The organism is Haloarcula amylolytica (assembly GCF_049705545.1).
GTDB classification, from domain to species: domain Archaea; phylum Halobacteriota; class Halobacteria; order Halobacteriales; family Haloarculaceae; genus Haloarcula; species Haloarcula amylolytica_B.
Window position 1 is genome coordinate 884,437 of the sequence record NZ_JBNAMU010000001.1, and the last position, 9,019, is coordinate 893,455.

The window sequence follows — 9,019 nt, forward strand, 5'->3', positions numbered from 1 at the left end:
TGGCTCCACCTCTCCCGGACGGCAACGGCCTACCCCGGACGGATACACTCTATCCCGGCCGGATGCCGTCGTCGACGATGCGGGCGTTGCGCTCGCGATTGATTCGCTCGTCTAAGTCCTCGTGGTCGTAAATCTGGGCGATGACGGCGGCGTGGAGGTCGCGCCAGGCCATCGCGTAGATGGGTGACTGGCCCCAGGCTCGGAGTTCGACGACGTATTCGTCGTAGGCCTCCCACCGGTTCTCGAACTGCTCGATGTGATCGACGACGGCGCTGGCCGGCTCCGTCGAATCGAGGGCAGCGTTGAGCTCTCGCTCCCAGCCACCGACGGCCTGCTCCATATCGCGTTTCGTGTCCTCGCTGTCCGGCGGTAGCGAGTCGACAATCCCGGATGGAATCCCCAGTTCGATATCGTCCATACCGCCACACAGAGTTCGCGGCCAATAAATCCCAGCGGTAGACGAACATGTTCGCCTCCACTGATTTGTGTCGGTGGGTTGTAGTAAACGTATGAGCAGTGAGACAGTAGAACGACAGTCGTCGGCACCGGACCTGACCACTGTCGAGGTCAGGTGTACCGGCCATGTTCGTCGGGCCGTCGGCGAACCGTCGCTGTCATACACGTTCGAAGGGGACACGCTACGTGACTTCCTCGACGCGTTCTTCCGGGAGTACGACGTGAGCGACATGCTCATCGCGGAGACCGAAGCCGACGCCACCACCGAGGGCTGGGCCCCGGAGATGGCTGACCTGCCGGGCGACTGGGCGAAAAACCCCGAAGGCGAGCAGACCAGATGCTACGCGCGAGTGGCGGTCAACGGCGAGTTCAACGAACACCTCGACGGACTGGACACGGAACTGGACGCCGGCGACCGCGTCGGATTGATGTTTCCGTTTATTTTCTGCTGCTGATTCGGGCAACCGACTCTAGCAGGACCTACCCTCCGGCGACTGGCGGGAACACACTGAGTTCGTCCCCGTCCTCCAGCGCGGTCTCCAGCCCGTCGAGATGGGTGATATCCGTTCCGTTCCGGAGAATCGTCAGGTACTCCCGCAGTTCGCCGTCCTCGAACAGGTCCATCTCGGTGAACTCCTCGGAGAGTTGTCGGAGTACGTCACCCGCCTGTAGGCCGTTTTCGTACTCGCGCTGGACCGTTTTCTGCCCTACGGCTTCCCGGAAGTTGGCGAAAAACCGCAGCTCGATTTGCATACCGCTGGATTGGCGGTCGAGTGGCTTAAATTACGGCGCTCGGACCGCGTGGCTCGAACGAACAACTGGTTTGCTCGTTGTACTCAATCTATCATGGACCTCGAATTCCTATTCGATGGGAACGATTTCGACCCGTTTTAGCGTCCCAGTCCATGACTCCGCCTATGGAACGTGTGGTTGCAAGCGATGATCCGATGATAGATATCGACCGACTGCAGGCGGAACTCGACGCCGATGTCGTTGTCGCGGAGACAGACGACGAGGACGCGCTCCGGGACGCTGCCGCCGGTGCAGCGGCGCTCGTCGTGGACGTGAACACGCCGGTCACTGCCGCGGTGCTCGACGCGCTGGACGACCTTCAGATCGTCGCGCGAGCGGGCGTCGGTATCGACAACATCGACGTGTCCGCGGCGGCGGACAACGGCGTGGCCGTCACGAACGTCCCCGAGTACTGCACGGACGAGGTCGCAACCCACACGGTGACGCTGCTACTCGACTGTGTCCGGACGCTCACGGCCTACGACCGCGACGTTCGCGACGGCGGCTGGGGCTGGGAGCGGACCCGCCCGGTACATCGCGTCCGCGGCCGGACGCTGGGCCTCGTCTCCTTCGGCCCCATCGCGCGGCGGGTACGCGACCAACTGCGGGGGTTCGACCTCGACGTGATCGCCTACGACCCGTACGTCGATGCCGAGGAGATGGCCGAAGCCGGTGTCGAGAAAGTCACCCTGGAGGCACTGTACGAGCGGGCCGACTACGTCTCCCTCCACGCGCCGTTGACTGAGAGCACGGCGGGGATGATAGACGCTGACGCGCTTGCGGCGATGCGCGACCACGCCGTCCTCGTCAACACCGGCCGCGGCGGCCTCGTCGACGAGAGGGCGCTCCGGGCGGCGCTGGACGACGGGACGATTGCGGCCGCCGGCCTCGACGTGCTGGCCGAGGAACCGCCGACGGCGGACCACCCGCTGGTCGGCCTGGACAACTGCATCGTTACGCCCCACGCGGCCTGGTACTCCGAGGAAGCCCGCGACGACCTGAACGCCGCCGTCGCCGCGAACGTTGAGGCCGCGCTGGCCGGCGAGACGCCGCCGAACCGCATCGACCCGGAGACCGACTGGCTGTAGCGTCGCGCTCTCTGAACGCAAGTCCCGTGCCATCCGAAACAGTCGTATCAACCATACTAGCTTATCTCCTGTGACAGCCTCTCCTCCGACATGACAACGCGATTACTTACTGTGCTGGTGCTGTCACTGGTCGCTTTCGCCGGTTGTGTCGGCGGGGAGCCAGCGGCGGATGACGGGACCGGCGTGGCCGACGGCGGGGCCGCTCCCGTCGACCGGAGCGACCTCTCGGTCGAAGCGACGGACCGCCTCCTGCGAGACGCGGGCAGTTTCACCGCGACGTGGTCGTACTCGACGACTGAGGCCGGCGAGACGACCACGATAACGAACGCCTATCAGGTGGACCTGCAGGCGAACCGCTCGATAGAGACGTTCACGATGTCCGGGCCGGACGCCAGAACCGATTTCGAGACGTTCGTCGCCGACGGATCGGCCTACACGCGGTACGAGACCGACGGCGAAGCGTTCTATCAGGTCAGGCCCCAGGACGACACCTCGTTCCAGTCCGCCGTCGACCGCGGGACGCTCAGCTACGAGTCAGTCGACGACGCCCGTCTGGTTGGGACAGAGACTTTCGATGGCGTCACGGTGGACCGCTACGAGTACTCAGACCTCTCGACCTGGCGGCAGATCGGTGCCGGTGCGTTCGGGTCCGGCGAGAACGTGACTGTGACCGACTTCACCGTCGTGATACTGGTCGATGCAGACGGGCTGGCACGCCAGACAGCGTGGACACTGACCGGCGAAACTGACGACGGTGAAACGGTCTCAGTCGAGTGGCGCTACGAGGTCACCGACGTCGGATCGACTGCTGTTCCCGACCCGGACTGGCTCGACGAGGCGCGGGCCCAGCAGACGGATACAGCCGCGTGAGTGGTAGGACCGAACTCAGCAGCGGATGAACTCCCGTCGCTGGTCGCCGAGGGCGCTCTGGCCGGTGACTGCCGTCTTGATATCTCGGACGAGATTCGAGAGATACGCGCGGAGTCCTGGGTCACATGTGCCGACGCGCCTGGCCTGACGGTAATCACAGCAGAGCGCGACCGGCAACAGCGGGGCCGCGAACAGTCCGGAGAGCGTGACGCCCAATTGGAACGGGTGGCCGGCCGGCACGGCGAGCCACGTAGCGGCCACGACCGCCCAGAACACCACCCCGTAGATGACGGTGTGTCGCCAGTTGTGCGTCGGCAGTTCATATCCGCGGCTACGTGATGAAGAGTCGTCCGGCGCGCCGCCGGTGACCGGCCCACCGGGCGACTCGCCAGTAGATGGGGAGACAGGACACGACATACTCTCTCGATAGCCTCCCGTAGTAATCACGGTTGGTTTGGCATACGCCGAACGAGACCGTGCGTATAAGCCGCTCGACACGCAACGGGACGTATATGCGAGAGTTCATCTTCACTATCGATTACGAGCGGAACGTCGACCCCGTGATGGACGTGTTCATCGACTACCCGGACACCCATTCCCGGACTATCGCGTGCAACGTCACACGAGACGGGATGTGGCGGCTCGAACGGGTCGCCGGCCCGGAGACCGCCCTCGAACAGTTGGACGACGTGTACGACGACCCGGTCCAGTGCACCGAGTGCATCGGGACCCGCAACTGCAAGACCGACTGGACGTACGAGGTCATCGGCTCGGACCCCGGGGTCCGGACGGTGTACAGCTACCGGTCGGAAGCCGGTGACTGTCACTCGATTCCGCGGCTGGCCATCGACCACGTCGGCCGCGGTGTCCTCGTCGAGACCGAACGCCGCGGGAGCCGGTGTGAGTGGCGGCTGCTCCTGTGCAGCGACGCCGGCGTCGACGGGCTGTTCGAGGAGATGAAGTCCGAACTCCGGGAGGGACTCACCGTCGAGTTCCGGCAACTCAGTTCGCCGTCGTACTGGGTCGACGAGGCCGTGACGCTGGCGGAGCTGCCGCCCGAACAACAGGCCGCCGTCGAGGCTGCCGTCGAACACGGCTACTACCGGACGCCCCGGGACACTTCACTCACCGAACTCGCCGAGACGCTTGACGTGTCGCGGTCGACGCTCCAGTACCGCCTCCAGCGGGCCGAAGCGTGGATCGTCCGGTCGTTCGTCACGCGGTCGATGGGACCGGTCCAGGCCGACGAGGAGGTCGCCGAGGGCGGACGGCTCCGTATCGGTCGCTCCGGCGTATAACCGCTGACGGGCCGTATTTTAGCCGATTCGTCGCCGCTACCACGGACTCCCTGTCCGAAGTTCGGCATATGCCAAACGAGTTCTCATGCAGGATGCACCCCTACAATTGGGTACGACCGCGGGCGTCCCACGCGCTCGCAGAGACACACTATGACGACACGCAGCATCTATTCCCCCGACGAACGCGGTGACAGTGTGGACGAACAGGCTGAGTCCGAGGCGAGTACCGGCCACGCCTGCCCGGACTGTGGCGGGAGCCTCGTCACCGACGACAGTCGCGGCGAGACGGTCTGTGAATCCTGCGGCCTCGTCGTCGACGAAGACGAGATCGACCACGGCCCGGAGTGGCGCGCCTTCGACAGCCAGGAGCGCGACAACAAGCGCCGCGTCGGCGCGCCGACGACCGAGATGAAACACGACAAGGGCCTCTCGACCAACATCGGCTGGCAGAACAAGGACGCCTACGGCAACTCCCTGTCGACGCGCCAGCGCGAGAAGATGCAACGCCTGCGGACGTGGGACGAGCGGTTCCGAACCCGCGACCACGCCGAGCGTAACCTCAAGCAGGCGCTTGGCGAGATCGACCGGATGGGGAGCGCCCTCGGCGTCCCCGAGAGCGCCCGCGAGACGGCCAGCGTCATCTACCGCCGCGCCCTCGACGAGGGGATGCTGCCCGGTCGCTCCATCGAGGGGATGGCCACCGCCGCGCTGTACGCCGCGGTCAGGCAGGCGAACCTCCCGCAGACGCTCGACGACATGGCCGTCGTCAGCCGCGTCGACGAGATGGAGTTCACCCGCGCGTACCGCTATCTCAACCGCGAACTCTCCCTGCAGGTCGGCCCGCCGGACCCCGCGACCTACCTCAGCAAGTTCGTCTCCGAACTCGACGCCGACGACGCTCTCGAACGCCAGGCCCGCGCCCTCATCGAGGCGGGGAAGGAGGCCAACGTCCACAGCGGCAAGAGCCCCGTCGGCCTCGCCGCCGCGGCCATCTACGCCGCCGGCCTGCTGCTCGGCGAAGAGATGACCCAGGAAACCGTCAGCGAGGCCACCGACATCAGCACCGTGACCATCCGCGAGCGCTACCGCGAACTGCTCGAAGCCGAGTCGGAACTCGACGACAGCGCCGTCGACGCGACGAGCGGCGCTGAATCCGGCGCGAGCGCCTGATACGGCCGCTACCGCTTTTCCTCCCTTAGCCCCGTTCCCCGTCGAACTCCTCCAGCCACCCGCGCACAGCGTTCTGTACCGCGCCGGTCGTGCTCCCGACGTGCAGTATCTGGTACCCCGATTCGGCCTTCTCGTTTACATCGTTCATCCCGAAGCCGAGCCCGCCGACGGTGACACCCGCCTCGACGGCCGCCGAGCGGACCGACTCCACCGCCTCCTCCACTTCCGGATGGTCGATTTCGCCGGGATGCCCGAGTGCGACTGAGAGGTCGAACGGCCCGATGAACACGAAGCCGAGCTCGGGCACGTCCAGAATCGCGTCGATGTTCTCCACCGCCTCCTTCGTCTCGATTGTGGTCCCGACCAGCGTCTCCTCGTCCGAGGCCTCGATGTAGTTCTCACCCAGGCCCCAGCGGCGCGCTCGGGGAGCGGCCAGTCCCCGGTCGCCCGGGTCGCCATCGTACCGGAACCGCCCCGATTTGACGGCTTCCCTGACTTCGTCGGCAGTTTCGACCCGCGGCAGGAAGACGTTCTTGACTCCCAGGTCCAGCGCCTTCCGCACCAGCGTCGGGGACGTATCCGGCAGGCGGACCAGTAACTCTGTCCCGGTCCCGTCGGCCGCCCGCAGGAGGTTCTCCACGGTCGCCGCGTCCCACGGGTCCGGCCCGCCGTGTTCGAAGTCGAGCCAGACGAAGTCGACGCCGAGGTCCCCGTAGAACTCTACCAGCGTCGGGCTGTAGGTGTTGTCGAGGACGCCCAGCGCGACGCCGCCGCTGTCGACTGTCTTGCGCAGTCCGTTCGTTGGCAGTGGTTCGGCCATAGCATGTCAGTGAAATGCAATACCGATAAGCGTGGTGCGGAAACGGCCGACCAGTTCTGCTACTTCGCCAGCAACTCCTTACTGGCCCGGCAGTGGACAGAGGCTCGCGGTCAAGACGGCGATCTCGTCGGTGTGGTTGTGCGCGCCGTGGGCCTGCCCGCGCTCGTTCAGCACGACCCCCGGCGCGGCGATGGCTTCTTCGATGTCCTCCTGCTGGACCGTCACCTCGCCGCGGACGACGTGGAAGACGTTTGTCGCGCCGTCGTGTTCGTGCGGGTCGATTGTCGCGTCCGGCCCCAGCGCGAACGCCTTTACGAGTACGTCGTCGGTCACTGCCAATTCCCCGTCGATAACTTCGCCTGCTGCCGGTTCGGCGTCGAACTCGGACAATCGTTCGAGTGTCATACCGGCACGTGGGGCGGCGCTTCCTTAGCCGTTCGGTTGCCAGGAAAATCTGTGTCTCTTTTCGTTTCTTGAGTGAGTGTATTATCTAACAGCCAGAAAGCCCCGGCTGGCTGAACTTGGGGGCCTCGCTGCGCGCTTCACTCACTACGTTCGTTGCAGTGCTTGCGTCGTCCGCCGTCGTTCAGCCAGCCACCGGGAGACCAGAGGTCTCCCGAGCAGTCGGCGCACAGTCGTTCGAAAGAGCGCCCCGCGCTCTTTCGTGATGACGAGGGAGCTTTGCTCCCTCGGACCACGCCGACGACGCCCCTTTCAGTCCCACCCAGCCTGGATTGACCAGCCGGCCACAGGTGGGACTGAAAGGGCGAGACGCTGGGCGTACGAGACGACGGAAGCACCGCAACGTAGTGAGGAGCGCAGCGAGTCACAGTAGCCCGGCGTCTCGGGGCTTTCTGGCTGTTCGAACTCTCGTCACGAAATATACAAGCAACTCATCACTCCGCTAGCCGGAACGCGAGACTGTACATCGTCCCGGTTCGCTCGGAGCCGATAGCAGACACCAGATCCTCGGCCATCGCGGCCAGTGGCTCCCCAAGCGAATCCGGAAGCATCTCCGCGTACTCACGCACCACCTCCGCGTGGGCGTCCAAATGCGCCTCGGTCCAGGGCACAGGCTCCAGCAAGGTCTTCTTTCGCTCGACAGTCCAACCGTGGTCGGCGAACACCGCGGCCAGCACGGCGGGCGGGTAGAACGTCAGCGCCGGCCGGCCGTCGACTACCTGTGCGGCGGCGTTCTCCAGCGCGAACAGTCGGTTGACGGCTGCACCGGCTGGCGGCACCGCGTAGTCGTCGACAACGAGGTGGCCGTCAGGCTTCGTGACCCGCGTCAGTTCGGCCGCGACGGCGTCCAGGTCGGCCGGCGGCAGGACGTTACAGAGCCCGTGGGCGGTGACGAGGTCGACGCTGTCGGTCGAAAGCGGGGTCGACCGGAGGTCAGCCTCGACGACGGCCAGGCGGTCGGCGTTCCCGTCGCCGACGCGCTCGCGGACCACCGCGGCGTGGTCGGCGCCGTTCGTCACCGCGTACACGCGCTTTGCACCCCCGGCCAGCAGCCCAGCCGTCGTGTTCCCGACGCCGGCCCCGGCTTCGAGACAGACCTGTCCCTCGACCTGCCGGTCGGCGAGGGCGGCCGTCACCGTCTCCGGAACGCTGTCCACGCTCAGTGGTGCAGCTGCTCGGGCACCGGGCTGTCGTCGTGTCGCGCTTCCTCGATGAGCGCGCGCTGGCGGGCCTCGTCCATTCCTTCGAAGCGACTGGCGGCGTCGAGCACCATCGCGACGAGCTTCGGGTCGCCGGGGCTGACGACGGTATCGAGGCCCTGGGCGGCGGCGAAGTCGAACCGCTCGCGGATGACCGCCGGCGTGTCGACCGGCTCGTACCAGTTCGCGTACGGGCGGTCGGCCTCAGCCAGTTCGTCGGTCGACGGCCACGACCCCTTCGCGAACGCCTTGATTCCCAGCGTGCCGATGCCCTCTGCCTCGCAGCGGTCCAGGACGGCCTCGTAATCGTACTCGCTGTCGTCCTTGCCGGCGACGACGGGGTTCAGCGGGAACATGACCGTTTCAAGGTCGTCGATGCGGTCGATGGCGTCCAGAATGAGTCCGGGGTTGCCGTGGCTCGTCAGCCCGATGTGGTCGATTTTCCCCGCCGCTTTCGCCTCGCGTATCGCCTCCAGCGCGCCGCCGTCGGCGGTGATCGTGTCCAGTTCGTCCTCGTACTCCAGGCCGTGGATCTGGTAGAGGTCGATGGTGTCGATGCCGAGGCGGTTCAGCGACCGGTCGATCTTCCGGGCCGCGCCCTCGTACTCGCGCTCCTGGGTCTTACAGCCAAGGAAGACCTCCTCGCGGTACTGGCGGAGCTTCGGCCCCAGTTTCAGCTCCGCGTCGCCGTAGGTCGGTGCCACGTCGAAGTGGTTGACGCCGTGGTCCAACACGAGTTCGACCAGCTGGTTCGCGCCCTCCTGTTCGAGCCAGTTGAGTGCTATCGAGCCAAACGTCAGCACCGTGCTCTCCTGTCCAGTGTTGCCCAGCGCTCGGGTCTCCATACTGGCTGCACGACCCGGA

At 65.8% G+C, this 9,019-nt stretch carries 12 protein-coding genes; 5 read left to right on the forward strand and 7 right to left on the reverse strand.

The window, feature by feature from the left end; translation table 11 throughout:
- Positions 1-49: 49 nt before the first annotated feature.
- Complete coding sequence (locus tag ACOZ4H_RS04765) at positions 50-418, reverse strand: hypothetical protein (RefSeq protein WP_424328218.1); 369 nt, start codon at positions 416-418, stop codon at positions 50-52.
- A gap of 91 nt (positions 419-509) precedes the next feature.
- Between ACOZ4H_RS04765 and ACOZ4H_RS04770 the strand changes: the two genes are divergently transcribed.
- On the forward strand, positions 510-911 hold the full coding sequence (locus tag ACOZ4H_RS04770) for a MoaD/ThiS family protein (RefSeq protein WP_424328219.1): 402 nt from the start codon (positions 510-512) through the stop codon (positions 909-911).
- Positions 912-936: 25 nt separating this feature from the next.
- Here ACOZ4H_RS04770 and ACOZ4H_RS04775 read toward each other — a convergent pair whose 3' ends face one another.
- Entirely contained in the window at positions 937-1,209 is a 273-nt protein-coding gene (locus ACOZ4H_RS04775; protein ID WP_424328220.1) for a ubiquitin-like small modifier protein 1, read from the reverse strand.
- Positions 1,210-1,373: 164 nt separating this feature from the next.
- Between ACOZ4H_RS04775 and ACOZ4H_RS04780 the strand changes: the two genes are divergently transcribed.
- Together ACOZ4H_RS04780 and ACOZ4H_RS04785 are read left to right on the forward strand one after the other, a co-directional pair.
- A complete protein-coding gene (locus ACOZ4H_RS04780; RefSeq protein ID WP_424328221.1) occupies positions 1,374-2,336 on the forward strand; it encodes a C-terminal binding protein in 963 nt (320 codons plus the stop codon).
- A gap of 90 nt (positions 2,337-2,426) precedes the next feature.
- Positions 2,427-3,206, forward strand: a complete 780-nt coding sequence (locus ACOZ4H_RS04785; protein WP_424328222.1) for a DUF7537 family lipoprotein — start codon at positions 2,427-2,429, stop codon at positions 3,204-3,206.
- A gap of 15 nt (positions 3,207-3,221) precedes the next feature.
- Here ACOZ4H_RS04785 and ACOZ4H_RS04790 read toward each other — a convergent pair whose 3' ends face one another.
- On the reverse strand, positions 3,222-3,623 hold the full coding sequence (locus tag ACOZ4H_RS04790) for a hypothetical protein (protein ID WP_424328223.1): 402 nt from the start codon (positions 3,621-3,623) through the stop codon (positions 3,222-3,224).
- A gap of 95 nt (positions 3,624-3,718) precedes the next feature.
- Between ACOZ4H_RS04790 and ACOZ4H_RS04795 the strand changes: the two genes are divergently transcribed.
- Positions 3,719-4,504 carry a helix-turn-helix domain-containing protein gene (locus ACOZ4H_RS04795; protein WP_424328224.1) on the forward strand — a complete coding sequence of 262 codons (786 nt, stop codon included), beginning with the start codon at positions 3,719-3,721 and terminating at the stop codon, positions 4,502-4,504.
- Positions 4,505-4,654: 150 nt separating this feature from the next.
- The gene (locus ACOZ4H_RS04800) at positions 4,655-5,674 is read left to right on the forward strand and encodes a transcription initiation factor IIB (RefSeq protein ID WP_424328225.1); all 1,020 of its coding nucleotides are present in this window, start codon (positions 4,655-4,657) and stop codon (positions 5,672-5,674) included.
- Between the two features lie 25 nt (positions 5,675-5,699).
- On the opposite strand, the gene ACOZ4H_RS04805 is transcribed toward ACOZ4H_RS04800, so the two are convergent.
- The 4 genes from ACOZ4H_RS04805 to ACOZ4H_RS04820 all read right to left on the reverse strand — a co-directional run bounded on the left by ACOZ4H_RS04805 (position 5,700) and on the right by ACOZ4H_RS04820 (position 9,000).
- Entirely contained in the window at positions 5,700-6,494 is a 795-nt protein-coding gene (locus ACOZ4H_RS04805; protein ID WP_424328226.1) for an HpcH/HpaI aldolase family protein, read from the reverse strand.
- A 78-nt stretch (positions 6,495-6,572) separates the two neighbouring features.
- The gene (locus ACOZ4H_RS04810; protein WP_424328227.1) at positions 6,573-6,899 is read right to left on the reverse strand and encodes a cupin domain-containing protein; all 327 of its coding nucleotides are present in this window, start codon (positions 6,897-6,899) and stop codon (positions 6,573-6,575) included.
- A gap of 491 nt (positions 6,900-7,390) precedes the next feature.
- Positions 7,391-8,119 (reverse strand): class I SAM-dependent methyltransferase, encoded by a 729-nt coding sequence (locus ACOZ4H_RS04815; protein ID WP_424330334.1) that lies wholly within the window; start codon positions 8,117-8,119, stop codon positions 7,391-7,393.
- The gene (locus tag ACOZ4H_RS04820) at positions 8,116-9,000 is read right to left on the reverse strand and encodes an aldo/keto reductase (protein ID WP_424328228.1); all 885 of its coding nucleotides are present in this window, start codon (positions 8,998-9,000) and stop codon (positions 8,116-8,118) included. The genes ACOZ4H_RS04815 and ACOZ4H_RS04820 overlap by 4 nt, the downstream gene beginning before the upstream one ends.
- Positions 9,001-9,019: the final 19 nt, after the last annotated feature.

Coding starts and splice junctions, on each gene's coding strand:
- ACOZ4H_RS04765 (WP_424328218.1), bottom strand. CDS start 418: ATGGACGATATCGAACTGGGGATTCCATCCGGGATTGTCGACTCGCTA.
- ACOZ4H_RS04770 (WP_424328219.1), top strand. CDS start 510: ATGAGCAGTGAGACAGTAGAACGACAGTCGTCGGCACCGGACCTGACC.
- ACOZ4H_RS04775 (WP_424328220.1), bottom strand. CDS start 1,209: ATGCAAATCGAGCTGCGGTTTTTCGCCAACTTCCGGGAAGCCGTAGGG.
- ACOZ4H_RS04780 (WP_424328221.1), top strand. CDS start 1,374: ATGGAACGTGTGGTTGCAAGCGATGATCCGATGATAGATATCGACCGA.
- ACOZ4H_RS04785 (WP_424328222.1), top strand. CDS start 2,427: ATGACAACGCGATTACTTACTGTGCTGGTGCTGTCACTGGTCGCTTTC.
- ACOZ4H_RS04790 (WP_424328223.1), bottom strand. CDS start 3,623: ATGTCGTGTCCTGTCTCCCCATCTACTGGCGAGTCGCCCGGTGGGCCG.
- ACOZ4H_RS04795 (WP_424328224.1), top strand. CDS start 3,719: ATGCGAGAGTTCATCTTCACTATCGATTACGAGCGGAACGTCGACCCC.
- ACOZ4H_RS04800 (WP_424328225.1), top strand. CDS start 4,655: ATGACGACACGCAGCATCTATTCCCCCGACGAACGCGGTGACAGTGTG.
- ACOZ4H_RS04805 (WP_424328226.1), bottom strand. CDS start 6,494: ATGGCCGAACCACTGCCAACGAACGGACTGCGCAAGACAGTCGACAGC.
- ACOZ4H_RS04810 (WP_424328227.1), bottom strand. CDS start 6,899: ATGACACTCGAACGATTGTCCGAGTTCGACGCCGAACCGGCAGCAGGC.
- ACOZ4H_RS04820 (WP_424328228.1), bottom strand. CDS start 9,000: ATGGAGACCCGAGCGCTGGGCAACACTGGACAGGAGAGCACGGTGCTG.